General features: G+C 71.9%; 24 protein-coding genes and 2 pseudogenes. 16 read left to right on the top strand and 10 right to left on the bottom strand.

The window, feature by feature from the left end; genetic code table 11:
- Window positions 1–17 precede the first annotated feature (17 nt).
- From AB0I82_RS28090 to AB0I82_RS28100, 3 genes are all read right to left on the bottom strand, one after another.
- On the bottom strand, window positions 18–2240 hold the full coding sequence (locus tag AB0I82_RS28090; RefSeq protein WP_363260158.1) for an iron-containing redox enzyme family protein: 2223 nt from the start codon (window positions 2238–2240) through the stop codon (window positions 18–20).
- A 196-nt stretch (window positions 2241–2436) separates the two neighbouring features.
- Window positions 2437–3471 (bottom strand): Inducer of phenazine A, encoded by a 1035-nt coding sequence (locus AB0I82_RS28095; RefSeq protein WP_363260159.1) that lies wholly within the window; start codon window positions 3469–3471, stop codon window positions 2437–2439.
- An 82-nt stretch (window positions 3472–3553) separates the two neighbouring features.
- Window positions 3554–4303 (bottom strand): SDR family NAD(P)-dependent oxidoreductase, encoded by a 750-nt coding sequence (locus AB0I82_RS28100; RefSeq protein ID WP_363260160.1) that lies wholly within the window; start codon window positions 4301–4303, stop codon window positions 3554–3556.
- A 396-nt stretch (window positions 4304–4699) separates the two neighbouring features.
- Here AB0I82_RS28100 and AB0I82_RS28105 point away from each other — a divergent pair, with 396 nt between their 5' ends.
- Entirely contained in the window at window positions 4700–6406 is a 1707-nt protein-coding gene (locus AB0I82_RS28105; protein WP_363260161.1) for an AMP-binding protein, read from the top strand.
- On the opposite strand, the gene AB0I82_RS28110 is transcribed toward AB0I82_RS28105, so the two are convergent.
- The 3 genes from AB0I82_RS28110 to AB0I82_RS28120 are packed head-to-tail and all read right to left on the bottom strand — an operon-like array spanning window position 6389 to window position 8211.
- Window positions 6389–7189 (bottom strand): MBL fold metallo-hydrolase, encoded by an 801-nt coding sequence (locus tag AB0I82_RS28110; protein WP_363260162.1) that lies wholly within the window; start codon window positions 7187–7189, stop codon window positions 6389–6391. The two genes, AB0I82_RS28105 and AB0I82_RS28110, sit on opposite strands and share 18 nt — an antisense overlap.
- Window positions 7186–7794 carry a TetR/AcrR family transcriptional regulator gene (locus AB0I82_RS28115; protein WP_363260163.1) on the bottom strand — a complete coding sequence of 203 codons (609 nt, stop codon included), beginning with the start codon at window positions 7792–7794 and terminating at the stop codon, window positions 7186–7188. The genes AB0I82_RS28110 and AB0I82_RS28115 overlap by 4 nt, the downstream gene beginning before the upstream one ends.
- 48 nt (window positions 7795–7842) lie before the next feature.
- A complete protein-coding gene (locus tag AB0I82_RS28120) occupies window positions 7843–8211 on the bottom strand; it encodes an MmcQ/YjbR family DNA-binding protein (RefSeq protein WP_363260164.1) in 369 nt (122 codons plus the stop codon).
- 90 nt (window positions 8212–8301) lie between these two features.
- On the opposite strand from AB0I82_RS28120, the gene AB0I82_RS28125 reads away from it, so the two are divergent.
- The 9 genes and pseudogenes from AB0I82_RS28125 to AB0I82_RS28165 form a co-directional block, all read left to right on the top strand.
- Window positions 8302–9105, top strand: a complete 804-nt coding sequence (locus AB0I82_RS28125; protein WP_363260165.1) for a glucose 1-dehydrogenase — start codon at window positions 8302–8304, stop codon at window positions 9103–9105.
- Between the two features lie 229 nt (window positions 9106–9334).
- Entirely contained in the window at window positions 9335–9943 is a 609-nt protein-coding gene (locus AB0I82_RS28130; protein WP_363260166.1) for an XRE family transcriptional regulator, read from the top strand.
- 128 nt (window positions 9944–10071) lie between these two features.
- A complete protein-coding gene (locus tag AB0I82_RS28135) occupies window positions 10072–11304 on the top strand; it encodes an FAD-binding oxidoreductase (RefSeq protein WP_363260369.1) in 1233 nt (410 codons plus the stop codon).
- The gene (locus AB0I82_RS28140; protein ID WP_363260167.1) at window positions 11301–11681 is read left to right on the top strand and encodes a (2Fe-2S)-binding protein; all 381 of its coding nucleotides are present in this window, start codon (window positions 11301–11303) and stop codon (window positions 11679–11681) included. Before AB0I82_RS28135 ends, AB0I82_RS28140 begins: the two co-directional genes overlap by 4 nt.
- The gene (locus AB0I82_RS28145; RefSeq protein ID WP_363260168.1) at window positions 11678–13216 is read left to right on the top strand and encodes an FAD-dependent oxidoreductase; all 1539 of its coding nucleotides are present in this window, start codon (window positions 11678–11680) and stop codon (window positions 13214–13216) included. The genes AB0I82_RS28140 and AB0I82_RS28145 overlap by 4 nt, the downstream gene beginning before the upstream one ends.
- A complete protein-coding gene (locus AB0I82_RS28150) occupies window positions 13213–14151 on the top strand; it encodes a dihydrodipicolinate synthase family protein (RefSeq protein ID WP_363260169.1) in 939 nt (312 codons plus the stop codon). Before AB0I82_RS28145 ends, AB0I82_RS28150 begins: the two co-directional genes overlap by 4 nt.
- On the top strand, window positions 14151–15152 hold the full coding sequence (locus AB0I82_RS28155; RefSeq protein ID WP_363260170.1) for a proline racemase family protein: 1002 nt from the start codon (window positions 14151–14153) through the stop codon (window positions 15150–15152). Before AB0I82_RS28150 ends, AB0I82_RS28155 begins: the two co-directional genes overlap by 1 nt.
- A gap of 335 nt (window positions 15153–15487) precedes the next feature.
- Window positions 15488–15670 (top strand): annotated as a pseudogene (locus AB0I82_RS28160) (amino acid permease); the annotation flags it as partial.
- A gap of 357 nt (window positions 15671–16027) precedes the next feature.
- Window positions 16028–16411: pseudogene (locus AB0I82_RS28165) on the top strand (amino acid permease); the annotation flags it as partial.
- Here the strand turns inward: AB0I82_RS28165 and AB0I82_RS28170 are convergent.
- From AB0I82_RS28170 to AB0I82_RS28185, 4 genes are all read right to left on the bottom strand, one after another.
- The gene (locus tag AB0I82_RS28170; protein ID WP_363260370.1) at window positions 16395–17111 is read right to left on the bottom strand and encodes a hypothetical protein; all 717 of its coding nucleotides are present in this window, start codon (window positions 17109–17111) and stop codon (window positions 16395–16397) included. The pseudogene AB0I82_RS28165 and the gene AB0I82_RS28170 overlap by 17 nt on opposite strands.
- A gap of 457 nt (window positions 17112–17568) precedes the next feature.
- Window positions 17569–19041, bottom strand: a complete 1473-nt coding sequence (locus AB0I82_RS28175; RefSeq protein ID WP_363260371.1) for a catalase — start codon at window positions 19039–19041, stop codon at window positions 17569–17571.
- A gap of 205 nt (window positions 19042–19246) precedes the next feature.
- Complete coding sequence (locus AB0I82_RS28180; RefSeq protein ID WP_363260171.1) at window positions 19247–20776, bottom strand: thiamine pyrophosphate-binding protein; 1530 nt, start codon at window positions 20774–20776, stop codon at window positions 19247–19249.
- A gap of 40 nt (window positions 20777–20816) precedes the next feature.
- Window positions 20817–21662 carry a TIM barrel protein gene (locus AB0I82_RS28185; protein WP_363260172.1) on the bottom strand — a complete coding sequence of 282 codons (846 nt, stop codon included), beginning with the start codon at window positions 21660–21662 and terminating at the stop codon, window positions 20817–20819.
- Window positions 21663–21798: 136 nt separating this feature from the next.
- Between AB0I82_RS28185 and AB0I82_RS28190 the strand changes: the two genes are divergently transcribed.
- The 6 genes from AB0I82_RS28190 (at window position 21799) to AB0I82_RS28215 (ending at window position 25996) form a co-directional block, all read left to right on the top strand.
- Window positions 21799–22077 carry a hypothetical protein gene (locus AB0I82_RS28190; RefSeq protein WP_363260173.1) on the top strand — a complete coding sequence of 93 codons (279 nt, stop codon included), beginning with the start codon at window positions 21799–21801 and terminating at the stop codon, window positions 22075–22077.
- Window positions 22074–22454 carry a helix-turn-helix domain-containing protein gene (locus AB0I82_RS28195; RefSeq protein WP_363260174.1) on the top strand — a complete coding sequence of 127 codons (381 nt, stop codon included), beginning with the start codon at window positions 22074–22076 and terminating at the stop codon, window positions 22452–22454. Before AB0I82_RS28190 ends, AB0I82_RS28195 begins: the two co-directional genes overlap by 4 nt.
- Window positions 22455–22629: 175 nt before the next feature.
- Window positions 22630–23142, top strand: a complete 513-nt coding sequence (gene uraD / locus AB0I82_RS28200) for a 2-oxo-4-hydroxy-4-carboxy-5-ureidoimidazoline decarboxylase (RefSeq protein WP_030252595.1) — start codon at window positions 22630–22632, stop codon at window positions 23140–23142.
- A complete protein-coding gene (gene uraH, locus AB0I82_RS28205) occupies window positions 23139–23564 on the top strand; it encodes a hydroxyisourate hydrolase (RefSeq protein WP_363260175.1) in 426 nt (141 codons plus the stop codon). The genes uraD and uraH overlap by 4 nt, the downstream gene beginning before the upstream one ends.
- 5 nt (window positions 23565–23569) lie before the next feature.
- The gene (gene pucL / locus AB0I82_RS28210; RefSeq protein ID WP_363260176.1) at window positions 23570–24502 is read left to right on the top strand and encodes a factor-independent urate hydroxylase; all 933 of its coding nucleotides are present in this window, start codon (window positions 23570–23572) and stop codon (window positions 24500–24502) included.
- Between the two features lie 90 nt (window positions 24503–24592).
- Window positions 24593–25996 (top strand): nucleobase:cation symporter-2 family protein, encoded by a 1404-nt coding sequence (locus AB0I82_RS28215; RefSeq protein ID WP_363260177.1) that lies wholly within the window; start codon window positions 24593–24595, stop codon window positions 25994–25996.
- The last annotated feature ends 29 nt before the right edge of the window (window positions 25997–26025 follow it).

The raw sequence follows: 26025 nt of genomic DNA on the forward strand, positions 1-26025 counted from the left end.
CGGGTCGGGGGACGCGCTCACCGGCGGCCGCTCGTGAGCCGGCCGCGGCGGGCGGCCAGCCGGGCGCCCACCCCGCTCGGCGGGTTCAGCGAGCGGTAGCCCACCCGCACCCGCTCCCAGGTCTCCTGAAGACCGCCGGGCCCCGGCGTGTCCGGGAGCTGCGCCAGCAGCGTGTCCACCGCGTCGGCGGCCCACGCGGAGTGCCCGGTGGCGACGTTGTCGATGGTGTTGTGGATGTCCACGAAGCGGGTGCTGAAGCCGTACTCCTTCAGGGCCAGCCGGGCCCTGCGGTACGTGCCGCCCACGCCCGACAGCTCCATCGCCAGGTTGAGCCCCAGCACCTCGGGCAGGAACGTCCGCGGGAAGCGGCCCACGCACAGCCAGTACACCGGCAGCTCGAACGACTCGTCCCGGAAGCCGGACCACCGGGCGAATGTCGGCGAATCGGTGGGCGGCACCTCGACGCCCATCTCCTTCAGGACGTCGCGGTAGATCAGCGGATGGTTCAGCCGCGGCTCGCCGTTGCCGAGCTCGTCCCAGTACGTCTCGAAGAGCGAGTGGCCGATCTCCGACGACGCCTGCTCGTAGTCCGTGAACCCCTGCAGCCAGCTGCCGTCGATCAGGGTCAGCGGCGCCGTCTGCACCGTGTCGTCGACGACGGCCTCGCGGGAGGGCAGCGGAATCGCGGCGTTCTCCTCGAACTCGCTGCCGTGCCGGTCGTGCTGGGCCTGCAGCCAGGGCCGCAGCCCCTCCCGGCCCCACCGCCGCGGCAACGGCATCGTACGGTCGTCCATGCCGTGCCGCGAGCGCGCCAGCCAGCCGTGGATGTACTGCACGGCCCACGAGCGCAGCGCCGGGGTGTCGGTACGGCGCGTCAGCAGGTGGTACGCCTCGCGGATGCCGGAGGGGGCCCGGCCGGGGTGGCGGGGGCCGGCCTTCAGCGCGGCGGCGACGGTGGTGAGGGACCGCGGGCCGGTGGCTTCCGTACCGGCACCGGCGGTGGGCGAGGTGCTGGCGGCCGCTTCGCGGGGCTCGGCCGGCAGGGAGTCGATCCAGCGCCGGATGACCGTCAGATCCTCCGGCGAGAAGACCCGGAACATCGGTCCCCGCTCGCCGACCAGCCCCCGTACGAGCGAACTGGCCTCCGAGCGGCCGGGCTTGACCAGCTTGCTGCGCGCCAGTACGTCCAGCAGCGGGCCCGCGTCGGTACGGCAGTCGGCGAGCCAGGCCGCCAACGGCCGGCCCTCCAGCAGGAACTGGTGGTGGTAGACGGCCCCTTCGCGGGACCGCAGCCGCATCAGCTCCGCCATGTCGAACGCCGGATCCCCGGCCGCGACCAGCTCCGCGTGAAGCCCGGCGGACCACGTACCCAGCGCGTCCAGCGCCCAGCGGAAGCCGCGGCGCACCGCGTCGGCCGCCCGGTCGCCCTCCCGCACGACCAGCTCGTCCACGGCGGCTCGGCACCGCTCGGCGGGCGGCGGGCCGTCGGGGTCCCGCGTCGCGGCGGGGTCGACGACGGCCCAGTCCGTGTCGGTCGGCAGCGCCTGCCGGACCAGGGTCAGGGCCGGCAGCAGTCCGACCGTGCGCAGGCACAGATCGGCGCCGAGCAGCTCGCTGCGGAAGTCGTCGGGCCGCCGGCTCATCGCCAGCAGCAGCGCCGGGAAGCGGAACGCGCCCTCGGTGATGCGCTGGTCGCCGGTGAGCCGCGCCGCCGGTACCGCGTTCTCCGCGAGGCGGAGGCGGCGCAGCAGCTCCAGGAAGGCGCTGCCGCGGGAGGCGCTCGGGTGCCCGGCGCCCACGTCCTCGGCGTACAGCGCGAGGATCCGCAGTACCGTCGGGTCCTCCGCGTTGCCCGGGGCGCTCAGCCACTGCAGCCAGGCGCCGGACAGGAGGGCGAGCGGGGCGCAGCTGAGCACGGCACGGCGTACGAGCACGTCGGTACGGTCGGGCGAACCGGGGCCCGCGTCGTCGGCGTCGAGCAGCTCGCGGAACCGCTCGCCCTCGGCAGCGGCCCAGCCGGCCGCCCGCTGCACCAGTTCGTCCAGCGAGCCGTCCGCGTCGGCGGCCCGGCGCAGCTCGCCGCGTACCGCCTCGACGAACGCGCCGTCCGGCACCGCGGCCTCCGGGTCGGCGGCGTAGGCGTACACCGTCCGTGCGGAGCCGCCGTCGGCGGGCGGTGGCCGGTGCGATGCGCTCTGTGGGGGCAGCGTCGCGGTGGCGGCTGCCTCATGGCCTTGCATCCTTCTCCTTTCTGCTGCGTCGGGGGCGGAACGGCGTGGGCCGCTCAGAACATGGGGTAGATGGAGGCGTCGTTCTTGCGCTTGGCGCGCTTGCCGCGCCGGAAGACCTTGTTCGCGAGCTTTCGGAGAAGGGACATGACGGGTCGCCTGCTTTCGGTGTCCGGAAGGCTTGGAGGTACGGAGGCACGGAGGCGGCTCAGGAGAGCCCGAGGGTGTCGGCCATGATCCGGGCCACGAGGTCGTAGCCGTGGTCCGTGTAGTGCGCGCGGTCCACGTAGACCCAGTCCCGCTCGGTGACCGCCTCGGCGACGACCGGGTTGAGGTCGACGTAACGGATGCCGAGCTTTTCGCAGCCGGCGCCCAGCTTCTCGGAGAAGGCGCGGGCCACCTCGGGCGTGGAGATGTCGCCGTACAGCGCCTCCCACGTGCCCAGCTTGGAGATCCGGTCGATCTCGTCGAAGAGCAGGCGCTCCTGCGGGGCGTGCCGGTCGCGCATCCACAGCGCCATCGGCTGGAGGACGTACGTCACCCGGGTCCGGGGGCCTGCCAGCCGCTGCCAGGTGTCCAGGTGGCGGAGCGTCAGTTCCGCCGCCGAGTCGATGACCTGGGACGTGTCGCGCCGCACGTCGTCGTGCGTGGAGACGGTGCGGCGGCGCTCCGTGCGGCGGCCGAGGAGCTTTCCGGCGCTCCTGCGGTTGCTCTCGCGGAGCTCCTCCATCTTTTCGAAGTACTCGCCGCAGAACCAGAACGCGCCGTGATCGCCCTGCTGCCAGTCGGGCAGCCGGCCGACGGTCAGGTCGTTGAGCCCGGAGAAGACGACGATCTCCTCGATCTCGGGCAGCAGGTGCCGGTAGAGGGTGAAGAGGAGCAGCTCCTGGGTCGAGTTGTAGCAGCGCCCACCGAAGTTGAGCCACGGCGCGGACGGGGCGTGCTTGCGCCACAGCTGGGAGGCGAGGGTGGTGGCGTCGCTGGTGGCGCCGATGCCGAGCACGGTGGAACTGCCGGAGATCAGGCGTACGGGCCCGGCGGGCATGTTCCCGGCGGCGGAGGCGGTTTCGCCGTTCGGGCCGTGCGAAATTCGGAATCCGGCCCGGTCGGTGTTGATGACGGCGGACCGGTAATCGGCCCGGTGGAAATACATGAGGTACGGCAGATACCGCGCCTCGCCGCGGTCGTCGAACCGCGCGTACTCCTGCAGCTGCGGGGTCAATTCATCACGATGGAGTTTCACGGGAACGCACTCCTCAACGGCAAGCGGGAAAAAGAAAGAGGGGGAAGGGGAAAGGGGAAAGGGGGATGTGCCCGGCCGGCGGTCAGCCGTTGAACAGCGGCCCGCGGTGCAACTGGTGCTGAGCGGCCTGCGCCAGTGGGCGCACCACGAGCTGGTCGATGTTCACGTGCTGCGGCAGCCCGACGGCCAGCGCGACGCACTCGGCGACATCGTCGGCGGTGAGGGGGCGGTCGACCCCTTCGTAGACGGCGGCGGCCCGTTCGGCGTCGCCCCGCAGCCGGTTGAGCGCGAACTCCTCGGTCCTGACCATCCCGGGGGCCACCTCGATGACGCGTACGGGCTCGCCGCACAGCTCCACGCGCAGGGTCTCGCTGAGGGCGTGCTCGGCGTGTTTGGCGGCGCTGTATCCGCCGCCGCCCGCGTAGTTGGTGAAGGCCGCGGTGGAGGTGACGGTGACGACCGTGCCACCGCCTCCGGCCCGCAGCAGCGGCAGCAGCGCCTGGGTCACGCGGAGGGTACCGAGCACGTTCACGGAGAACATCCGCTCCCAGTCCGCCGCGGCCGCCTCGGCCACGGTGTCCGCTCCCACGGCGCCGCCGGCGTTGTTGACCAGGACATCGCAGGAGTCCAGCTCGGCGGCGAACCGCCGGACCGACTCGGCGTCCGTGATGTCGACGCGGCAGGTGCGGGCACCGGTCTCTTCGGCGAGGCGGCTCAGCCGGTCCGCCCGGCGGGCGACGGCCACGACGTCATAGCCCTCCTTCGCCAGCCGGCGCGCGGTCGCCTCGCCGATCCCGCTGCTTGCCCCCGTCACCACGGCCGTTCCGGCCACCGGACATCACCTCTCCGAGATTTCGTATTCCGCCGCAGCGGGACTTCGGCGGGTCCGCGGTGGCCCGGCATTCTCGACGAACAATTCCCGTGGACCGAGAATTCTTCGTCGCCAAGCCCCGGAAGAACCCTCGGCTTTCCGCTGCGTCAATTTCTCCGTGCGACACGAGTTTCCCCGGGGAGCGACGCCCGTTGAACAGTCCCCCGCGGTCGGGAACCCGCATTGCGGGATCCCGTAGGTCGGACATAGAGGGGCGAAAGAGAGCGAAGCCCCGCAGTCGATGGGTGTCGCCGTCGGCGGCGGCACGGATCTTCGCGGCGCGTGAGGGTAGGCGAGCGCAGACGCTCGGGGCATGCTTGGCCTGGAGTTCGCCGAGTACCGCGAGGAGGACCACCGATGAGCGCGACCGAGAACGCCCCGGAGGACGCGTCCGGCACCACCCCCGGGAGCCCCGCCGCGCCCGACGGCCGTCCGCTGTCCTACGAGAGCGGCGAGCGCGACCGTCCGTTGCTGGACCGCACCATCGGCGCCGATCTGGAGCTGGCCATCGAGCGGTTCGGCGACCGCGAGGTCATGGTCGACGTGGCCGGCGGGCGGCGCTGGACGTACGAACAGTTCGGGCGCGCCGTCGACGAGGTCGCGCGCGGGCTGCTCGCCAAGGGCGTCGGCAAGGGCGACCGGGTGGGCATCTGGGCACCCAACTGCCCCGAGTGGACGCTGATCCAGTACGCCACGGCCCGTATCGGCGCCGTCATGGTCAACATCAACCCGGCCTACCGGGTGCACGAGCTGGCGTACGTACTGAACCAGTCGGGCGTCGAGCTGCTGGTCTCCGCGACCGCGCACAAGACGAGCGACTACCGGCGGATGGTGGAGGAGGTGCGCCCGGACGCCGCCCGACTGCGGGAGGTCGTGTACATCGCCGACCCCAGCTGGGAGGAGCTGCTGGCCGCCGGAACGGCGGTCCCGGCCGCGCGGGTCGCGGAGATCGCCGCGACGCTCGACCCGGACGACCCGATCAACATCCAGTACACCTCAGGGACCACCGGCTTCCCCAAGGGCGCCACCCTCTCGCACCGCAACATCCTCAACAACGGCTACTGGGTGGGCGAGACGGTCGGCTACACGGAAGCGGACCGGATCTGCCTGCCGGTGCCGTTCTACCACTGCTTCGGCATGGTCATGGGAAACCTCGCGGCCACCTCGCACGGCGCCTGTACCGTCATCCCCGCCCCCGCATTCGAGCCGGCCGCCACCCTGCGCGCCGTCCAGCAGGAGCGCTGCACCTCCCTCTACGGCGTCCCGACGATGTTCATCGCCGAGCTGAACCTGCCCGACTTCGCCTCGTACGACCTCTCCTCGCTGCGTACCGGCATCATGGCGGGCTCGCCCTGCCCGGTGGAGGTCATGAAGCGGGTGGTCGCAGAGATGCACATGGCCGAGGTCTCCATCTGTTACGGCATGACCGAGACGTCCCCGGTCTCCACCCAGACCCGCCGCGACGACGACCTGGAGCACCGTACGGAGACGGTCGGCCGGGTACTGCCGCATGTCGAGGTGAAGGTCGTCGACCCGGCGACCGGCGACACCGTGCCGCGCGGCGAGCCCGGCGAGCTGTGCACCCGCGCGTACAGCGTGATGCTCGGCTACTGGGAGGAGCCGGAGCGCACGGCGGAGGTCATCGATCCCGAGGGCTGGATGCACACCGGGGACCTGGCGGTCATGAACGACGACGGGTACGTACGGATCGTCGGCCGGATCAAGGACATGATCATCCGGGGCGGGGAGAACGTCTATCCGCGGGAGATCGAGGAGTTCCTGTACGGACACCCGAAGATCGCGGACGTGCAGGTCGTCGGCGTGCCGGACGAGAAGTACGGCGAGGAGATCGCGGCCTGCGTCATCCTCAAGGACCCGGCCGACACCCTCACCCTGGACGACCTGGCCGACTACTGCCGCAACCGACTCGCGCACTACAAGGTCCCCCGCCACCTCGACATCCTGGAGTCCTTCCCCATGACGGTCAGCGGCAAGGTCCGCAAGATCGAACTGCGGGACCGGCTGGCGGGGGAGGTGTCCGGCGGTTCAGCCGGCGAGGCGTAGGAATGTCCACGGGTCGTGTGCGTTGAGCACCGTGATCTCCTCTTCGCGCGCGGCCTCGGCAAGCCGCCGCTGGTTGGCGATCCGCAGCTCCGCGTCCACCTGGGCATCGAGCTGGATGAAGTCCAGCAGCGGATGGGAGGACGGATCCTCCGGGGCGATCTCCCGGTGGTAGAAGTAGGCGTCCCCGGCGTGCAGCAGCCACCGGTCCCCGTCGCGTACGGCGATCCCGGCGTGCCCCGCGCTGTGCCCGCCCAGCGGCACGAGCAGGAAGTCCCCGCCCAGCCCCGCCAGTTCGCGCACGCCCGCGAAGCCCGCCCAGGTGTCGCCGCCGTCCCCCTCGTACGTCTCCCAGTGCGGGCCGTGCGCCCAGTGGGCGGGGCGGTAGCGGCGGCTGGGGGCTTCCGCCGCGGCGGCCGTCAGCTCCTCGGCCCGCACATGGACCCGCGCGGCGGGGAAGTCGGGCAGCCCGCCGGTGTGGTCCACGTCCAGGTGGGTGACGGCGATGTGCCGGACGTCCTCGGGGCGGAAGCCGAGCCGTTCGACCTGCCGTACGGCCGGCTCGGCGGGGTCCAGCGCGGGCGACGCCAGTTCCCGCCACACCGGGTCCAGGGTGTCCTGCGGGCGTCGCACGTCCTCCGTGCCCAGCCCGCTTTCGATCAGTACCAGCCCGTCCGTGTCCGTTTCGACCAGCAGGCAGTGGCAGACGACGGGCAGCGGCCGCGGCCCGTCGTAGGTCGCCTCGATGGTCGTCATCGAGCCGCAGTTGAGGTGGTGGACCTTCATGCTGCCCCTCCGGTGGTGACCGTCGCCAGCCGTGCTTCGATGTGTGCGCCGACCTGGTCGGCGATGGTGTGCAGGACGCCGACGTCCCGGCGTACCTGGGCGAGCAGCAGGGCTCCCTGGACGGAGGAGAACGCGAGGTCGGCCAGTTCGGCGGCCGTGTCCTCGGGCGCTCCCCAGCCCTTCAGCTGCTCCCGCAGTCCCGCCAGCCAGCCTTCGTACGTCGCCGCGCAGGCGTCGTGGATCGGCCCCGCCTCGCCCGCCTGCTCCAGCGCGACGGTGGCGACCGGACAGCCGTCCCGGTAGCCGGAGGCCGCCAGCCCGTCGGCCAGCACGCCGCCGAGCGCGGTCACCGCGGCCCGCGGCCCGTCGGCTGCGGCCACCGCCACAGCCATCCGCTCACCCAGATCGCTCCCGGCCAGTGCCATCGCCTCGGCCGCCAACTGCTCTTTGCCGCCCGGGAAATGAAAGTACAGCGATCCCTTGGGCGCGCCACTGGACGTAAGGATCTGGTTGAGCCCGGTGGCCCCGTATCCCTGGCGCCGGAACAGCTCGGCGGCGGTACGCAGGATCCGTACGCGCGTCTCTTGTTCCCCTGAACGTGTCATGGCGACGACCGTAGACCGACTGGTCTACATAATTCAAGATCCAGTTCCTCAAGGGCGGTCGAGGCGGAGGCGCTGTGCGCGCGGCAGGCCCGCCACGACCAGGTCGTAGGAGTCTTCGATCAGCTCGCGGACCAGGGCTTCGGGGAGGGTGCCGGTCAGCTGGACGGTGTTCCAGTGGCGCTTGTTGAGGTGGTAGCCGGGGATGATCTCGGGGTGGGTGGCGCGCAGTCGGACCGCCTCTTCGGGGTCGCACTTCAGGCTGACGGTGAGCGGGTCGGCGGCGTCCAGGGAGGAGAGCGCGAAGATCTTGCCGCCCACCTTGTAGACCGCCACGTCGGGGTTGCCGGGGAAGGGGAATTCCTCGGTCGAGCCGTTGAATTCCAGACAGAAGGCGCGCAGGGCGTGGTGATCGAACATGTGGTCATTATGTGGTGCCGAGCTCTTGACCTGACTTCTCGTCATATGGCTGATTGATAGGCCCTTGACGAGGTGATGGAGGAAAGCTCTGTGCTCACGCTCGAAGGCAAGACCGCGATCATCACGGGTGCGGCCCGCGGCCAGGGAGAGGCCGAGGCCCGGCTCTTCGCCCGGCTCGGCGGGCGGGTGGTCCTGGCCGACGTGCTGGACGAGCCCGGGAAGCGGGTCGCCGACGAGATCGGCGAGGCGGCGCGTTATGTGCACCTCGACGTCACGGAGGAGGCGGAGTGGGGGGCGGTCGTGGACACGGCGGTCTCGGCCTTCGGCGGCGTGGACGTACTGATCAACAATGCGGGTGTGTTCCGCTCGATGCCGCTGGCCGATGAGTCGGTGGAGAACTTCGAGCGGACGTTGCGGATCAACCTTGTCGGGCCGTTCCTCGGGATCAAGGCGGTGCGGGAGGCGATGGTCGCGGCCGGCGGCGGCTCCATCGTCAACATTTCTTCCGTGGGCGGGCTCACCGGCATCCCTCGTACGGGCGGCTACGGCGCCTCCAAGTGGGGGCTGCGCGGCCTGACGAAGATCGCCGCACTGGAGCTGGGTCAGTACGGCATACGGGTCAACTCCGTGCACCCCGGCGTCATCGACACCCCGATGGTCGCCGAGGTCGCGGCCATGCCGGAGTCGGGCGCCCACCCGGGCGTCGCGCTCGGCCGCATCGGCCTGCCCAATGATGTGGCGGGGCTGGTGGCTTTCCTCGCCTCGGACGCGTCCGGGTATCTGACCGGCGCGGAGATCGCCGTGGACGGCGGCTCGTCGGCGGGGCCCATGCCGGCGGCCGCCGCGCAGGGTGAGGCGATCGCCGCGCAGGGCGAGGCGGCCGCTGTGGGATAAGTCTCGCCCGTCGTTCCGTGAGGGGCGAAGGGGGCGTTGGGTGACAGAAAGGGCGCACGGTGCCGGTCGGTTGATGGCTGGTTCCGTGCGCCCTTCTTGCCGTTGCGGTACTCCGTAGACTGTTCGGTGAGATGAACGGTACGGCGGCGGTGCGGCGGTGTGCCGTTCGGTTGACGGAACAGGTCGGCGGAACAGACGCGGGGTCGCGTCGCGGCGAAGGGCGGGAAGGGTGAGCGCTCCCGAGGGCTCGATCCGGGACATGCTGGCGGCGAACCTGAAGCGCGCCAGGGCGCGGCGGGGGCTCTCGCTCTCCGAGCTGTCCCGGCGCTCCAGGATCGGCAAGGCGACGCTGTCGCAGCTGGAGTCCGGCACCGGAAACCCCACCATCGAGACGGTGTTCAGCCTCTCGCGCGCGTTGGAGATGCCGATCTCGGGGCTGCTGGACACCCGCCCGGACGACAGCCCGACCGTGGTGCGCGCCGCGGATGTCGAGGTGCTCAGCGGCGACGCGGTCGACCTGCGGCCGCTGCGCCGCTTCGAGCTCGGCGAGGCCGGGTTCGAGGTGTACGACCAGCAGGTACGCGAGGGCGCGCGGCAGAACTCGCTGGGCCATGTCGGCACCGAGCACACGATCGTGCAGGCCGGGCGGCTGGCCGTGGACGTGGACGGCGAGCACATCGAGCTCGGCCCCGGGGACTACGTCGGCTTCGATGCGTCGAGGCCGCATGCGTATACGGCGGTGGGCGGGCCGGTGCGGTCGGTGTTGTTGCTCCAGTACCGGGCGGGTCAGGGGCCGGAGGGCGACGCCTCGCGGCCCGTGCCGGGCCCGCATGCCTGACGGCCTGTCAGGTTGGCCGTCAGGCCGACTGTCAGGCCGGATTTCTGTTTCCCCATTGACCTCCCGGCGGCCCCCTCCTAGCCTCGCAGCGTTCGGTAAAGCGAACGAAGGGGCCTTCAATGCGGTCAATGCGGTCGATGTACGGAACGCGGGTCGTGGTTCTCGGTGCCGGGATCGTCGGCGCGGCCTGTGCCCGCGAACTGGCCCTGGCGGGCGGCTTCCAGGTGACCGTCGTGGATCGGGGCGGTGCCGCCGAGGCGACCACCGCACACGGTGAGGGCAACGTCCTCGTCTCCGACAAGGGGCCGGGCCCCGAGCTGCGGCTGGCCCAGCTGTCGCGCCGCCTCTGGCCCGAGGCGCTGGCCGCGATCGCCGACGGGCCGTCCGGCAGCGCCCAAGCCGTACGCGCCGTACGCGCCGTACGCGCCGTCGAATGGGACCCCAAGGGCGGCATCGTCGTCGCCACGACGGAAGCGGGTGCCGAGGGACTCCGCCGGTTCGCCGCCGACCAGCGTGCGGCGGGCGTACGCGCCGAACCTCTGGACGCCGCCGCGCTCGCCGCCGCCGAGCCGCACGTCACCCGCGACCACACCGCGGCCCTGCACTACCCCGAGGACGCCCAGGTCCAGCCCGCCGCCGCGGCCGCGGCACTGCTCGGCGACGCCCTCGCGCACGGCGCCACGCTGCGCACCCACTGCGAAGTGCTCGGCGCCCGCACCCGTGGCGGCCGCCTCACCGCAGTCCGTACCACCGAAGGCGACCTGGCCGCCGACCTCTTCATCAACGCCGCCGGCCCCTGGTCCGGGCGGCTCGCCGACCGCCTCGGCGCGCTCGTCGACGTACGCCCCCGCCGCGGCGACATCCTCGTCACCGCGCCGCTGCCGCCCACCGTCTTCCACAAGGTCTACGACGCCGACTACGTGGGCGCCGTCGGCAGCAGCGCCGAGGACCTGCAGACCTCGGCGGTCGTCGAGGCCACCCGCGGCGGCAGCGTGCTGCTCGGCTCCTCCCGCCGCCGCACCGGCTTCGACGACCGGCTGCGCCCCGAGGTGCTCTCCGCCATCGCGGCGAAAGCGCTCCGGCTCTTCCCCGGCCTCGCGGGCGTCCCCGTGACGCGCGCGTACGGCGGCTTCCGCCCGTACGTACCCGACCACCTCCCGGTCATCGGCGCCGACCCGCGGCTGTCCGGGCTGTGGCACGCGACCGGCCACGAGGGCGCCGGCATCGGCCTCTCGCTCGGCACTGCCCGCCTGCTGCGCGACCTGGTGCGCGGCGCCGAACCGGAGATCGACCCCGCCCCGTTCCGGGTGGACCGCCCCGCCGTACTGGGCGCACCGGCCCCGACTGAGGAGAGCGCATGAGCCCCCGACTGATCCGTGCCGCGGCCGACGCCACCGGGCGGCGGCCCGAGCGGCCGCTGCGTATCACCGTGGACGGCGAGCCGGTCACCGGCATCGCGGGCCAGAGCATCGCCGGAGTACTGCTCGCGGCCGGCCGCACCTCCTGGCGTACGGCACGCTCGGGCGCCCCGCGCGGGGTGTTCTGCGGCATCGGCGTGTGCTTCGACTGCGTACTGACCGTGAACGGCGCACCGGACGTACGGGCGTGCCGGCGCCGGGCGGTGGACGGGGACGTGGTGACTACCCAAAACCGGTCGGACGGGCCGGACGGGGGCGTGGTGGCCACTCAGGGCCGGTCGGGCGGAGCGGCCAACGACGCGGCGGGGGAGGCCGCATGACGCACCGTCAGGTCGTCGTCATCGGCGCCGGACCCGCCGGCCTCGCCGCGGCCGCGTCCGCGCTGGCCGCCGGGGCCGCGGTCACCCTGCTCGACGCGGCCGAGCGGCCCGGAGGTCAGTACCACCGCATGCTGCCCGAGGAGTACGGCGCCGAGCGGGCCGGTCGGCTGCACCACGGGTGGGCCGCGTTCGAGCGGCTCCGCCGCCGCGTCCTCGGACACCCGCGCTGCACCTGGCTGGCGGAGACGGCGGTCTGGGCGCTGGAGCGGCCGGACCCCGGCACGCCAGGCCCGCCCCTCGTTCACACCCTGACCGGCCCCGCCGACGGCACCGGCCGGCCGCGCCGCACCCTCGCCCCCGACGCGCTGGTCCTCGCGCCCGGCGCCCACGACCGCGTACTCCCGTTCCCCGGCTGGGAGTTGCCCGGCGTGTACGCGGCCGGCGCGGCGCAGGCGCTCGCCAAGGGGGAGCGGCTGGTCATCGGCGACGACGTGCTGCTCGCGGGCAGCGGACCGTTCCTGCTCCCCGTCGCCGCCGCGCTGCTGGAGGCGGGTGCCGGGGTACGGGCGGTCCTGGAGGCCAACCCGGCGGCGACCGTCGCCCGCGGCTGGGCGCGCCGCCCCTGGGAACTGGCCGAGCAGCCCGGCAAGGCAGCAGAACTCGCCGAGTACACCGCCCTGTTGGCCCGCCACCGCGTCCCGTACCGCACGGGCCGGACCGTCATCGAGGCGCGCGGGAAAGGTCGCGTCGAGGAGGCGGTCACCGCGCGACTGCGGCCCGACTGGTCGGTGATCCCCGGCAGCGAGGTGACCGTCGCCGTGGACGCGCTCTGCGTCAGCCACGGCTTCAGCCCGCAGCTGGAGCTGCCGATGGCCGCGGGGTGCGCGCTGCTGCGGTCCCCGGCGGGCGAGTTCGTGGCCGTCGACGGGGACCAGCTGACCAGCTGCCCGGGCGTGTACGCGGCCGGGGAGATCACCGGCATCGCGGGCGCGCCGGCCGCCCGTACCGAAGGCGCGCTCGCGGGCTGGCTCGCGGGTGGCGGTGACCCCGCGGCGCCCGCGCTGCGCCGGGTGCGCCGCAACCGCGACCGGGGCCGCGCCTTCGCCGCCCGGCTGGCCGCCGCCCATCCCGTCGGGTCGGCCTGGCCCGGCTGGCTGCGCCGGGAGACCGTGATCTGCCGCTGCGAGGAGACGGATTACGGGACGCTCTGCGGGGCCGCCACCGAGGCGGCCGGCGCCGCGCCGCGCGTCACCAAGCTCGCCACCCGCGCGGGCCTCGGCCCCTGCCAGGCCCGGATCTGCGGGCCCACCGTCGCCGAGCTCACCGCCCGGCTGAGCGGGAACGGCCCCGCGCGCCCGGCGGACGGCCTGCCCGTCGCCGCCCCGCACCGCCGCCCCATCGCCCAGCCCATCCGCCTGAGTGAGCTGGCCGCTGCACCGTCGGACCTCGACTCGAACGAGCCGAACGGCCTGCACGACCCGAACGACCCGTACGACCCGTACGACCCGCACGACCCGAAGGAGAGCACCGCATGAACAGCACCGCCTCCCACCGCCCCGCCGGCCTCGGCGGCGTGGTCGTCGCCACCGCGCTCCCGTACCGCGAGGACCCCGCTGCCCCCGCCGGACTCGCCCCCGACCTGGACCGTTACGCCGAGCACTGCCGCTGGCTGGTGGACAACGGCTGCGACGGCGTCGGCCCGAACGGCTCGCTGGGGGAGTACTCCTCCCTCACCGACGAGGAGCGCCGCGCGGTCGCCCGTACCGCGATCGAGGCGGTCGGCGACGACGGCACGGTGATCGTCGGCGTACACGGCGTCGGCAGCCACCAGGCCCGGCACTGGGCCGAGGTCGCCGCCGAGGACGGCGCGGACGGTGTGCTCTGTCTACCGCCGACCATGTACCGCGCCAACCGCGGCGAGGTGCTCGCGCACTTCGAGGCGGTGGCCGGCGTCGGCCTGCCCGTCATGGTCTACAACAACCCCATCGACACCAAGGTCGACCTCACGCCCGCCCTCCTCGGCGAGATCGCCCAGATCGACAACGTCGTGGCGGTCAAGGAGTTCTCCGGTGACGTCCGCCGAGTACTGGAGATCAAGGAGCAGGCCCCCGGCCTCGACATCATCAGCGGCGCCGACGACGTCGTCCTGGAGAGTCTGCTCATGGGCGCCGTCGGCTGGTTCGCCGGCTTCCCGAACGTCTTCCCCGCCGAGTCCGCGAAGCTGTACGCACTGGCGCGCGCCGGCCGACTGGAGGAGGCACGCGCGCTGTACGAGCCGCTGGTCGCCGCCTTCCGCTGGGACTCCCGTACCGAATTCGTGCAGGCCATCAAGGCGGGCATGGAGCAGGTCGGCCGGTACGGCGGGCCCTGCCGCCCGCCGCGCGGCCCGCTCGTCCCGGAGCACCGCGCCCAGGTCCAGGCCGACATGGCCCGCGCCATCACCGCACTCGAAAAGCTGGCGGCCGCCTGATGAGATCCGTACGCACCCTCAGCGCCGTCGACTCGCACACCGAGGGCATGCCCACCCGCGTCGTGACCGGCGGGGTGGGCCCGATCCCGGGCGCCACCATGGCCGACCGCCGCCGGTATGCGGTCGACCATCTCGACGGGCTCCGCCGCTTCCTCGTCGACGAGCCGCGCGGCCACCCCGCCATGAGCGGCGCGCTCCTCCAGCCGCCCACCCGCCCCGACGCCGACTGGGGCGTCCTGTACATCGAGGTCAGCGGCTTTCTGCCGATGTGCGGGCACGGCACGATCGGCGTGGCCACCGTCCTGGTCGAGACCGGCATGGTGCCGGTCACCGAGCCGGAGACCGTCGTCCGGCTGGACACCCCGGCCGGGCTGGTCGAGGCGCGGGTGACGGTGCGGGACGGTGCGGCCGAGCAGGTCACCCTGCGCAATGTCGACGCCTTCGCACTCGAATTGGACGCCAAGGTGGACGTCCCCGGCCTGGGCGAGGTCCGCTACGACATGTCCTACGGCGGCAACTTCTACGCGATCGTGGAACTGGACCGACTGGGCCTGCCGTTCGACCGCTCCCGCAAGCACGACATCTTGGCGGCCGGGCTGGACATCATGGCCGCGGTCAACGACCAGAACCGCCCGGCGCACCCCACCGACCCGCTCATCTCCGGCTGCAAGCACGTACAGTTCCTCGCGCCCGGATCCAATGCCCGCCACTCGCGCAACGCGATGGCCATCCACCCGGGCTGGTTCGACCGCTCCCCGTGCGGCACGGGCACCTCGGCCCGCATGGCCCAGCTCCACGCACGCAACGAACTCCCCCTGAACACCGAGTTCGTGAACGAGTCCTTCATCGGAACGCGCTTCACGGGACGCCTCGTCGGCACCACCGAAGTCGGCGGACTCCCCGCCGTCATACCGGAGTTCTCCGGCCGCGCCTGGATCACCGCCACCGCCAACTACCTACTGGATCCCCGCGACCCCTTCCCTGAAGGGTTCGTCCTGTGAGCAGTCCGCTGCGCGGGGCTCGGGCCGATGTTCGGGCGGGCGTCCGCGCCCGTCCTCCCCGCCGTTGCGCCTGCGGGGGGGGGGTGCCGCTGCGCGGGGCTTTCGGGTGCGGTGACGGACCTCCGCGGCAGGGGGCCCGGACTGCTTCGCTTTACGTCCGGACCCCCTACCGCTCCGGCCCGTCCCCTCCCGTTGTGGTGGGGGAAAGACAGGGCGGCGGGGTGACCCCGGGGTACGGGGGAACCCGCCTGCGGGGTGACCCCGGGGTACCGAGGAATCCACCGGCGAGGTCACCCCGGGGGCCCGGGCAACCGCCCAGCGGGCGGCATCGCATCGACCTTCCGGTCTGGATGCTCGGCGCGCCCGGTACCGGCGCCGGGCACCGCGTCGATCTGCTCGCCGCGCTGCTCTGCCTCCTCCTCGCCTTCGTGCTCTCGCGCGGTACGAAGGAGTCGGCGCGCTTCGAGACGATCCTGGTCGTGGTCAAGCTGGGCATCGTGGCGCTGGTGGTGATCGCCGGGGCGGTCTGCGCGGTCGCGGTCAGCCGGTATAGGGGGTCGGCCTGCGGGCGTCGGGGCACGCCCCGTGCGCCTCTTCCCCTAACGGGGCGCAGCCTTTGCACCGACGGGAGGGGACGGGGGTGGAGGGGTGGTGTCTTGGACAGTCAAGCGTGATTTGTGGTCCGGAGGGGAGGTTGCGTTTACGCGAGAGCTTGCGCGGACCGTAAATCATGCGTCCAAGACGCCGCCCCGGAGCCCTCGGCCCCGCACCTACCACGCCCTTGGACTGCGCCCCGAACCCCAACCCGCCGCCGAAGGCGGCGGAACAACGTACGGCGGGGAACCCGGCGATCCACGCAGCGCCGCCACGGGCGGAAACGGGTGCCGACCCGGGTGATCTGGCCCGTCGGTATCGGGTCGGCGATCATCGCGGGGTTCCTGCCGATCCGGGAGGCCGCCGATCTCACCAATATCGGCATCCTGGCGGCGTTCATCGTCGTCGCGGTCGCCGTGGTGGTCATGCGGCGTACGCGGCCCGAGCTGCCGCGGGCCTTCCGTACGCCGCTGGTGCCGCTCGTGCCGGCCGTCGGCGTGGCCTTCTCGGTCTGGCTGATCGCCAACCTCGACCCGGTGAACTGGCTGCGGTTCGCCGGGTGGATGGCGCTGGGCATGGTCGTGTACGCGGTGTACGGCTACCGGAATTCGGCGGAGAGGCGGCGGCACGCGCCGGTGGCGGAGCGGGTCACGGGCCCTTCCTGATCAGCTCGTCCGCCGGGTCGTTCACCGGCTGCGGGGTGCCCGTGAGGTCCATGACGAAGAGCGGGACGTGGAGGGCGTCGGCGCGGGCGCGGGCGTCGTGGGCGTACCCGGCCAGGGAGAAGAAGACCGCGAGGGCCGAGTCGTTGAGGCCGTTCAGCCAGACGGTTTCGATCTCGCGGAGGCGGGTGGGGCGGGTGGTCGGGTCGACCTGGGCGACCAGTCCGCGGCCCCGCACGTCCACCCCCGACGAGCTGCGCTCGGGGGCGCGTACGACCTCGGTGAAGCCCAGCCACTTCAGGTACTGCATGGCGGCGGTGACACAGTCCCGTGCCGTACGGATCGTCACCGGGCGGAAGGCCGGGCGCAGCGTGGCCGGGTGCGCGGGGGAGCGGTGTCCCGCCCGGCCGAGTGGGGTGATCTCCGGGGCCGGCGGTCCCGGGGCCGGTATCACCGGTACCCGGACGACCGTGCCGCACGCGCACGCCGACTCCGGCGCCGGCCACTCGTCCAGCCGCCCGCAGGACTCGCAGCGCACCTCCACCCAGGAGCTCTGCCAAGTGCGGTGCTGGATCTCGACGGGCACCCCGCCGCGCAGCACGGGCATCGTCAGCGGTGCCCCGCACGCGCACGGGAAGGTGGGCGGCGTGAAGGCGTTCTCGCGGCGGCACGTAGGGCAGCGCACCGGCACGCTGTCGGCCATGTTCGGCTCCTGGCGGGTCGTTCGGCTCATCGCCGTCCATGGTCCCCCGGAACGCGCCGTTCGTGGGGCGAATCGCGAGGAGAGACGGGAGGAGAGACGCGCACAGGGCCCGCGCGTCCGTGACCGTACGGACGAGCGGGCCCTGTGGGTGGTTCCCGCCCGGTGACACGAGTTACAGGCGCGACAGGACACGCGCCACCGGACGGAGTCTGGGGAGGGGGTGGGGTGAGGAAGGTGTGCTCCGCGGTGCTGTGGAGAGGATGCGCCCTTCCCTATGAGACGCGTCCGTACCACCGCACTGGCTTCTCCGCCGCACCGCGGAGCCCACCGTCGGCCGGCGGCCGAAGCCGCCGGCCGGTCCGTACCGCCCGGCCACCCCTCAACGGGCCGGACGGTACGGACGCGCAAGGGTGCTGACCTCCCGTCAGTCCTCACGCAGCCTTTCGAGGACCGGGACTCAGTCCTCGCGCAGCTCGCGGACCTTGGCCTCGACGCGCTTGCCGTAGTCCGGGTCGGCGGCGTGGAAGTGCGCGAGGTTCTTCTCGATGACGTCGTCGCGGGAGACCTGCGAGAGGCCGCCGGCGATGTTCGCCACCAGACGGTTCTTCTCGTCCTCCGACATCAGCCGGTAGAGCTCGCCGGCCTGGAAGAAGTCGTCGTCCTTGGTGTGCTGCGGGGCCTCGTGGGTGCCGGTGTGGCCGGTGACGGCGAACGGCGCGGACAGCGCGTCGTTCGTCTGGACCGGGCCGTCGTAGCTGTTCGGCTCGTAGTTCTTCGCCTGCCGGCCCTGCGCGTTGGACGCCATCAGACCGTCCCGGCCGTAGTTGTTGGCCACGGTCGCCTTGGGGGCGTTGACCGGCAGCTGGGTGTGGTTGACGCCCAGGCGGTAGCGCTGCGCGTCGGCGTAGGCGAAGAGCCGGCCCTGCAGCATCTTGTCGGGGGACGGGCCGATGCCGGGCACGAAGTTGTTCGGCGAGAAGGCGGACTGCTCGACCTCGGCGAAGACGTTGTCCGGGTTGCGGTCCAGGACCATCCGGCCGACGCGCTGCAGCGGGTAGTCCTTGTGCGGCCACACCTTGGTCAGGTCGAACGGGTTGAAGCGGTAGTCCGCCGCCTCGGCCGCCGGCATGATCTGCACGTACAGCGTCCAGGACGGGTACACGCCGCGCTCGATGGACTGCAGCAGGTCGGTCTGGTGCGAGTTGGCGTCCTTGCCGGCCAGCTCGGCGCCCTGGTCGGCGTCCAGGCAGCGGATGCCCTGGTTGGTCTTGAAGTGGTACTTGACGAAGAACTGCTCGCCCTCGGCGTTGGTCCACTGGTAGGTGTGCGAACCGTAGCCGTTCATGTGGCGGTAGGAGGCCGGGATGCCCCGGTCGCCCATCAGCCAGGTGACCTGGTGGGTCGCCTCGGGGGCGTGCGCCCAGAAGTCCCAGACGTTGTCCGGCTCCTGCTTGCCCGTGAAGGGGTCGCGCTTCTGCGAGTGGATGAAGTCGGGGAACTTGATCGGGTCCTTGATGAAGAACACCGGGGTGTTGTTGCCGACGAGGTCGTAGTTGCCCTCTTCGGTGTAGAACTTCACCGCGAAGCCGCGCGGGTCACGCGCTGCGTCCGGGCCGCCGAGGCTGTCGGCGACGGTCGAGAAGCGGATGAAGAGCTCGGTCCGCTTGCCGACGGTGTTCAGGAAGTCGGCGCGGGTGAAGCCGGTGACGTCGTCGGTCACCTCGAAGTAGCCGTACGCGCCGGAACCGCGGGCGTGCACCACACGCTCCGGGATGCGCTCCCGGTTGAAGCGGGCGAGCTTCTCGATCAGGTGCTGGTCCTGCAGGACGATCGGACCACCGATGCCGGCGGTGGCGGAGTTCTGGTTGTCGGCGACGGGGGCGCCCGACTCCGTGGTGAGTGTGCGCGCCGTCAGCGAGGGCTTCGTCATGGTGACCTTCCGTACGAAGAGCGCGGAAGCCGACTTCCGCATGTTGGAGCGTATGGAGGGCTCCAACCAAACGTCAACAGTTTGTTGAAAACTTGCTGGGTGTCCTTCTACCACCGCACGCAGCGGCCGGAAAAGGGTCCCGGCGGCGGCACCTGGGCGCGACAGGACAGGTGTCAGTGCCGCCGCCGGAAGTCTGTGTGTGTTGCTATTCGTTTTGCTGTTCGTCGGGCCTGGCCAGTACGTCGACCAGGACCGGGCGCCGCGTGGAGACGGCCTCCTTGCGGGCCCACTCCAGCGCGGAGCGCAGCCCGTCCCGGGCCGTGATCCGGCGCCCCGAGCAGCCGTACGCCTCGGCCAGCCGCACGGCGTCCGGACCGCGCTCGTCCCGGTCGAGCAGTAACTGTACGTACGGCACCGAGTGCTCCGCCGCGACCGTCAACTCCTCGGCCGCGGGCGGCAGTCCGGGCCCGGCGGCGATGCCGACCAGTACGGCGTCCGGAGCCGCCGCGGCCAGCGCGACCCGCGCGCCGAGCGCCGCGGGCACCGCCCAGCCGGGCGGGCCGCCGCGGCCGCCGAGCAGCAGCCGCCGTGGCCTGCCGACCGGGAGCAGCGCGCCGCTCCATTCCCCGTACGCCTCCTCCGTGAGGACGAAGCAGGCGTCCGTACCGAAGACCGCGTCGAGCTCCGCGTGGACCCGGCCGACCGGGACCGGGGCGCCGCCCGAGCCGCGCGGGCCGGGCGTCCGGGCCCCGGCCCCCGCGGGCCGGGCCCACCGGGCGCACTCCCGGCGCTCCGTACCGTCGTCGGCCGCGTCGTGCAGCGCCGCGTCGTGCAGCGCCTCCAGGAAGAGCCGCGCATCCGCGACGATCCCGAGGCCGGTCGTCGTGCCGTACCCGCCGATCGCCGACGGCTCGGCGTCCACCTGGATCACCGTGCGCACCCCCGTGAGGAGGCCGGCGGCCCGCCCGGTGCCGACCGCGAGCACGCAGTCCGCCGTACCGAGGGCCTGGTCGCCCGGAGAAGACCCGACGGTACCGGCGTACAGCTCGTGGCCGTCCCCCGCGCAGCCGCGGCCGCCCGGGGTGTCGGCGAACGGCACCCGCAGCCGGCCGGCCAGCGCGCGCAGCGCGGCACCGGCGTCCGCCGCGGTCACCCCGCCGCCCGCCAGCAGCAGCGGCCGGCGCGCGGCGAGCAGCAGCTCCAGCGCGGCCGCGACCTGCGGCGGATGCGGTATGCCGCTGCGTGTCGGCAGTGGACCGTCGACCGCCGGATCGTATGCGATCTCTGCGTCCACGTCGGCGGGCAGCTCCACCAGTACCGGCCCCGGCCGGCCCTCGCGGGCCGTACGGAACGCCTCGCGCAGCGCCCACGGCAGGCGGGCGGCGGAGGCGGCCGGTAAGACCTGCTTGGCCACCGCCCGTACCGGCGCTCCGGACCCCGCGGCGAGGCAGACCAGCGGTACCCCGTCAGCCTGTGCGGCGTGCAGCCCGGGCACCAGCCCCGGCCCCGACGCCGCGCCCGCGACAACCACCCCGGTGCGCCCGCTCGCGCGGGCCCAGCCGTCGGCCATGTGGGCCGCGGACTGCGCGTGGCGTGCGGTCGGGAGAGCGGTGCCGCCGGATGCGAGCGCCGCGTGCAGCGGGCCGCCGGGCGCGTCCGGGCAGCCGAAGGCGGTGTCGCCGCCCTCGTCCCGGACGATCCGTGCGGCCGCCGCTGCGGCGGTCATCCTCGGCATCGGTCGCTCCCCCCCCGGCCCGTCCGTCAGTCGTTCGGTATCAGTGCCCGTTGGCGGCGCGCAGCGGCGCGGGCAGCCACTCGAAGGCGCCGGCGCTGGGGCGGTCGCCGGGCTTGTACTCCAGGCCGACCCAGCCGTCGTAACCGGCCTTCTTGAGGCGGTTGATCAGGTCGGTGAAGTCCAGGTGGCCGGTGCCGGGCGCGCCGCGTCCGGGGTTGTCGGCGATCTGCACGTGCCCGGTCTTCTCGGTGTACGTCTCGATGACCTCGTTGAGGTCCTCGCCGTTCATGGCCAGGTGGTACAGGTCCATCAGGAACTTGGCGTTGCCGAGCCCGGTGGCCGCGTTGACCTTGTCGACGATCTCGACGGCCTTGGGCGCGGAGACGATCGGGCAGAGCGGCGACTCGGGCTGGTTCAGCGCCTCGATCAGCAGCGTCGCGCCGATGGAGTCGGCGGCGCGGGCTGCCAGGGTGAGGTTGGCGAGGGCCACCTCGTCCTGGAGGGCCGGGTCGACGCCCTCGATGCGGTTGCCGTACAGCGCGTTGAGGGACTTGCAGCCCATCGTGCGGGCGAACTCCACCGCGACCGGTACGTTGGCGCGGAACTTCTCCGACTCCTCACCGGGCAGGGAGAGGGCGCCGCGGTCCGGGCCCGGCAGCTGCCCGGCGTAGAAGTTCAGGCCGACCAGCTGGGTGCCGGCGTCGTTCAGCGCGTCCCGCAGCGCGTCCAGCTCGGACTGCTCGGGCACCGGCGCGTCGACCCACGGCCACCACAGCTCGACCGCGGTGAAGCCGGCGGCGGCCGCGGCGGCGGGGCGCTCCAGCAGCGGGAGCTCGGTGAAGAGGATCGACAGGTTGACGTCGAAGCGCGTGTCGGTGAAGCCCATGCGGGGTAAGCGCCTTCCGTATTACGAAACTTTCTTTCTGCGTATTGGAAGAGTGCCCGCGGGGTAGGAGGGCTGTCAAGGGGTCCCGTGCGGTCGATTCTGGTGGCCGGGCCGACGTCGGCAGTAGGTTGACGGTGTGCGATTGAGAGTGGAGTTCACGACGGAACCGTTCGACCTGGACGAGGCACCGGACCACGCGGTGGTGGCCCGTGAGGTCGTCACGGGCGCCGAGCTGGACGCGGTCGACGTCGGCCCGTTCGGCAATACCGCCGAGGGGGACGCGGAGCGGGTGCTCACCGCGGTGGACGCGCTGCTGCGGCAGTCCCTGGCGGCCGGCGCCACCCGCGTCTCGCTCCAGGTCAACGTGATACCGGACGGCCGGGACGGCCAGGACGCCAAGGAGGCCGAGCGGTGACCGAGCCTGCCGACCACCCGTTCGTCCAAGCGGTGAAGCCGCTGGTGGACGCGATGGGCGGGGAGATGGTGGCGCCGGATCTGGCGCAGGGGGACGACGTCATATTGACCTGGGAGGGTGAGGACCGGGTGGCCGTACGGCTGCCGCACCTCTCCGACTCCCTGGATCATCTGCTGGCGGACCTGGAACGCCGGCACGGCCGCCCGCTCGCGGAGCTGGACCGCAGGACCAAACAGTCGGTCGTGCGCATCCTGGAGACCCGCGGCGCCTTCTCCGTACGGCATGGCGTGGAGACCGTCGCGGGCGCGCTCGGGGTCTCCAGGTTCACCGTCTACAACTACCTGAACAGGGAGAACGGCGCGAAGGCCGAGCGCTGACCGGCCCCCGTTCCTTACCTCGCGGCAAACCGCCACAAGCCGCCGTTCCGGGTTTCCGGAACGGCGGCTTTCGTGTTGCCGAGTTTTCAACAAAGTGTTGACGTGGTGTTGTCCGCAGACTTAGCTATGCCCAGCCCGTCCAACGCACAGCACGACGCAGCCACGGAGGCTTCCCGTGTCTTCGAGTACGACTCCGGGGCTCACCCGGTTCAATGCGGCCGACGTCAGCGAGGCCCAGGCCGCGCTGCACGAGGTGTGTGCCAGCGAGGCGTGGGGGAGCAAGATCCTCGCGCAGCGCCCGTACGCCGACACCGAGGCCCTCTTCGCCGCCAGCGACGCCGCCATGGCAGAGCTGACGGCGGACGATCTGGCCGAGGCGATGGCGGGACACCCGCCGATCGGCCGCCCCAAGCCGGGCGACCCCACCTCCTCCCGCGAGCAGCGGGGGATGGCGGGGGCCTCCGACGAGCTCAAGGCCGAGATGCTCGAACTGAACCTGGCCTACCAGGAACGCTTCGGGCACGTCTTCCTCATCTGCGCCACCGGCCTGACCGCCGAGCAGATGAGGGACGCGGTCCGTAACCGGATCGACAACGCGCCGGAACACGAACGAGAGATCGTGCGTGGGGAGCTCGTCAAGATCAACCGCATCCGCCTGACCCGCCTCGCAGAAGGAGACGCAGCATGAGCAGCGACACGGCTGCCGATCAGACGTCGGTGTCCACGCACATCCTGGACACCAGCGTCGGCCGCCCCGCAGAGGGCGTGGCCCTCACGCTCTCGGTGCGCTCCGGCAGCGACGGCGCATGGGCCGCGCACGGCGCGTCCAAGACGGACGCGGACGGGCGCTGCAAGGACCTGCCGGCCCTGCCGGCGGGGACGACGCACGTACGTCTCGACTTCGAGACCGAGGCGTACTTCGTTTCCAACCAGCAGAGCACCACCAAGCAAGCCGAGGCGCAGCAGGACGCCCCCGCGAATCGGGACAGCGGTGCGACCGGAGCGTTCTTCCCGGAGGTGGCGATCACGTTCGCCGTCGAGCCGGGCGAGCACTACCACGTACCGCTGCTGCTCAACCCGTTCGGCTACTCCGTTTACCGAGGGAGCTAGCAGACATGCCCACCATTCTGGGACAGAACCAGTACGGCAAGGCTGAGAACCGGGTCGTAAAGATCACGCGGGACGGCGACACCCATCACATCAAGGACCTCAACGTCTCGGTCGCCCTCTCCGGCGACCTGGAGGAGGTCCACCTCTCCGGCTCCAACGCCAACTGCCTGCCCACGGACACGACGAAGAACACCTGCTTCGCGTTCGCCAAGGAATACGGCATCGAGTCCGCCGAGCAGTACGGCATCCACCTCGCCCGGCACTTCGTCGACAGCCAGCCGTCCATCCACCGGGCGCGCATCCGCATCGAGGAGTACGCCTGGGAGCGCATCGCCGGCTCCGACGCCAACTCCAAGTTCATCGGCGCCGACGAGGTCAAGCACTCCTTCGTCCGCAAGGGCCAGGAGACCCGCCTCGCGCAGATCACCTACGACGGCGAGAAGTTCGAGATCCTCTCGGGCCTCAAGGACCTGACCGTGATGAACTCCACGAACTCCGAGTTCTGGGGCTACATCAAGGACAAGTACACGACGCTGCAGGAGGACTACGACCGTATCCTCGCGACGTCGCTGTCCACCTGGTGGCGCCACAACTGGACGGCCGACGACCAGCGGATGCCCAGCTGGGAGCGGTCCTACGACCAGGTCAAGAAGCACATTCTCAACGCCTTCGTCGAGACCTACTCCCTCTCGCTGCAGCAGACCCTGTACCAAATGGGTTCGCGGGTCATCAACAACCGCAGCGAGGTGGACGAGATCCGCTTCTCCGCGCCGAACAAGCACCACTTCCGCCAGGACCTCTCCCCCTTCGGCCTCGACAACGAGGCCAAGGACGGGGCCGTCTACTACGCGGCGGACCGCCCGTACGGGCTCATCGAGGCCACCATCCTGCGCGACGGTGTCGACGCACGCATCCCGGTGGACATGACCAACCTCTGACGGCTCTCCCACGCCGCGAAAGTGCCTCGTTTCCCCCTCCCGTTCTCCCGCACGGCGGGAGGGGGCCGCGAATCCTGAGGGGAACGACCCATGGCACAGCAATCGCACGTTGAGCACCACCCCGAAACCGACGTCCACCCGGTGGACGAAAAGCTGGGTCCCAAGCGGCTCGTCCCCGCCGCCCTCCAGCACATCGCCGCCATGTACGCCGGCGTGGTCACCCCTCCGCTCATCATCGGCCAGGCCGCCCACCTGGACTCGGCCGGCCAGACCCGGCTGATCGCCGCGAGCCTCCTCATCGCCGGGCTCGCGACCCTTCTGCAGACCCTGGGCATCCGGAAGTTCGCCGGAAACCGGCTGCCGTTCGTGAACGCCGCCTCCTCGGCCGGCATCACGCCCATGCTGGCCATCGCCGAGACCACCTCCAAAGGGCACCAACTGCCCGCGATCTACGGCGCGGTCATGGTCGCCGGCGTCTTCTGCCTCGCCGTCGGCCCCTTCTTCGGCAAGCTCCTGAGATTCTTCCCGCCGCTGGTCACCGGCGTGGTGATCACCCTCATCGGGGTGACGCTGATGCCCGTACCGGTCGGCTGGGCGCAGGGCGGCGACGCCAACGCCGCCGACCACGGCGACATGAAGTACCTGGCCCTGGCCGGCTTCACGCTCGTCGTCATCCTGCTCATCCAGCGCTTCTTCCAGGGCTTCATCAAGCAGATCGCGCTCCTCCTCGGTCTGGTCATCGGCACTCTCGCCGCGATCCCGTTCGGCCTGGCGGACTTCTCCTCGCTGCGCGAGGCGCCGATCGCCGCGCTGCCCACGCCCTTCGCCTTCGGCCCGCCGGAGTTCCAGCCCGCCGCGATCCTGTCGCTGTGCATCGTCATGCTCGTCCTGATGACCGAGTCCTCGGCGGGCATGCTGGCGCTCGGCGAGATCTGCGACCGCGAGTGCACCGGCAAGACCATCACCCGCGGTCTCCGTACGGACGGCATCGCGACGCTCATCGGACCGATCTTCGGCGGCTTCCCCACCAGCGCCTTCGCGCAGAACGTCGGCGTCGTCTCGCTCACGAAGGTACGCAGCCGCTACGTCGTCGCCGTCGCGGGCGGTGCCCTCATCGTGCTCGGCGCCTTCCCCGTGCTCGGCGCGGTCGTCTCGCTGGTCCCGATGCCTGTGCTCGGCGGCGCCGGCATCGTCCTCTTCGGCTCCATCGCGGTCAGCGGCATCCGCACGCTCTCCGAGGCCGGCCTGGACGACAGCTCCAACATCATCCTCGTGGCCGTGTCGCTCGGCGCCGGGATCATCCCGCTCGCCGCGCCGACCTTCTACGCGGACTTCCCCGCCTGGGCACAGACCGTCCTCGGCTCCGGCATCAGCGCCGGTGCGCTGGTCGCGGTCCTGCTCAACCTCTTCTTCCATCATCTCGGCACCCGGAGCACGCCACGGGCGGCAGTACTGTCAGCTGCTTCGCCCGGCTCCGGCACTCAAATTCCCTAGGGTCCTGCCGTGCCCAGAACAGCGAGAGA

Origin of the sequence: Streptomyces sp. NPDC050315 (genome assembly GCF_040655775.1) — a bacterium.
Taxonomy (GTDB): Bacteria; Actinomycetota; Actinomycetes; order Streptomycetales; family Streptomycetaceae; genus Streptomyces.

Coding starts and splice junctions, on each gene's coding strand:
- AB0I82_RS28110 (WP_363260162.1), bottom strand. CDS start 7,189: ATGAAGGTCCACCACCTCAACTGCGGCTCGATGACGACCATCGAGGCG.
- uraH (WP_363260175.1), top strand. CDS start 23,139: ATGAGCAGCGACACGGCTGCCGATCAGACGTCGGTGTCCACGCACATC.
- AB0I82_RS28215 (WP_363260177.1), top strand. CDS start 24,593: ATGGCACAGCAATCGCACGTTGAGCACCACCCCGAAACCGACGTCCAC.
- AB0I82_RS28135 (WP_363260369.1), top strand. CDS start 10,072: ATGCGGTCGATGTACGGAACGCGGGTCGTGGTTCTCGGTGCCGGGATC.
- AB0I82_RS28090 (WP_363260158.1), bottom strand. CDS start 2,240: ATGCAAGGCCATGAGGCAGCCGCCACCGCGACGCTGCCCCCACAGAGC.
- AB0I82_RS28155 (WP_363260170.1), top strand. CDS start 14,151: ATGAGATCCGTACGCACCCTCAGCGCCGTCGACTCGCACACCGAGGGC.
- AB0I82_RS28115 (WP_363260163.1), bottom strand. CDS start 7,794: ATGACACGTTCAGGGGAACAAGAGACGCGCGTACGGATCCTGCGTACC.
- AB0I82_RS28185 (WP_363260172.1), bottom strand. CDS start 21,662: ATGGGCTTCACCGACACGCGCTTCGACGTCAACCTGTCGATCCTCTTC.
- AB0I82_RS28140 (WP_363260167.1), top strand. CDS start 11,301: ATGAGCCCCCGACTGATCCGTGCCGCGGCCGACGCCACCGGGCGGCGG.
- AB0I82_RS28150 (WP_363260169.1), top strand. CDS start 13,213: ATGAACAGCACCGCCTCCCACCGCCCCGCCGGCCTCGGCGGCGTGGTC.
- pucL (WP_363260176.1), top strand. CDS start 23,570: ATGCCCACCATTCTGGGACAGAACCAGTACGGCAAGGCTGAGAACCGG.
- AB0I82_RS28120 (WP_363260164.1), bottom strand. CDS start 8,211: ATGTTCGATCACCACGCCCTGCGCGCCTTCTGTCTGGAATTCAACGGC.
- AB0I82_RS28145 (WP_363260168.1), top strand. CDS start 11,678: ATGACGCACCGTCAGGTCGTCGTCATCGGCGCCGGACCCGCCGGCCTC.
- AB0I82_RS28105 (WP_363260161.1), top strand. CDS start 4,700: ATGAGCGCGACCGAGAACGCCCCGGAGGACGCGTCCGGCACCACCCCC.
- AB0I82_RS28170 (WP_363260370.1), bottom strand. CDS start 17,111: ATGGCCGACAGCGTGCCGGTGCGCTGCCCTACGTGCCGCCGCGAGAAC.
- AB0I82_RS28180 (WP_363260171.1), bottom strand. CDS start 20,776: ATGCCGAGGATGACCGCCGCAGCGGCGGCCGCACGGATCGTCCGGGAC.
- AB0I82_RS28175 (WP_363260371.1), bottom strand. CDS start 19,041: ATGACGAAGCCCTCGCTGACGGCGCGCACACTCACCACGGAGTCGGGC.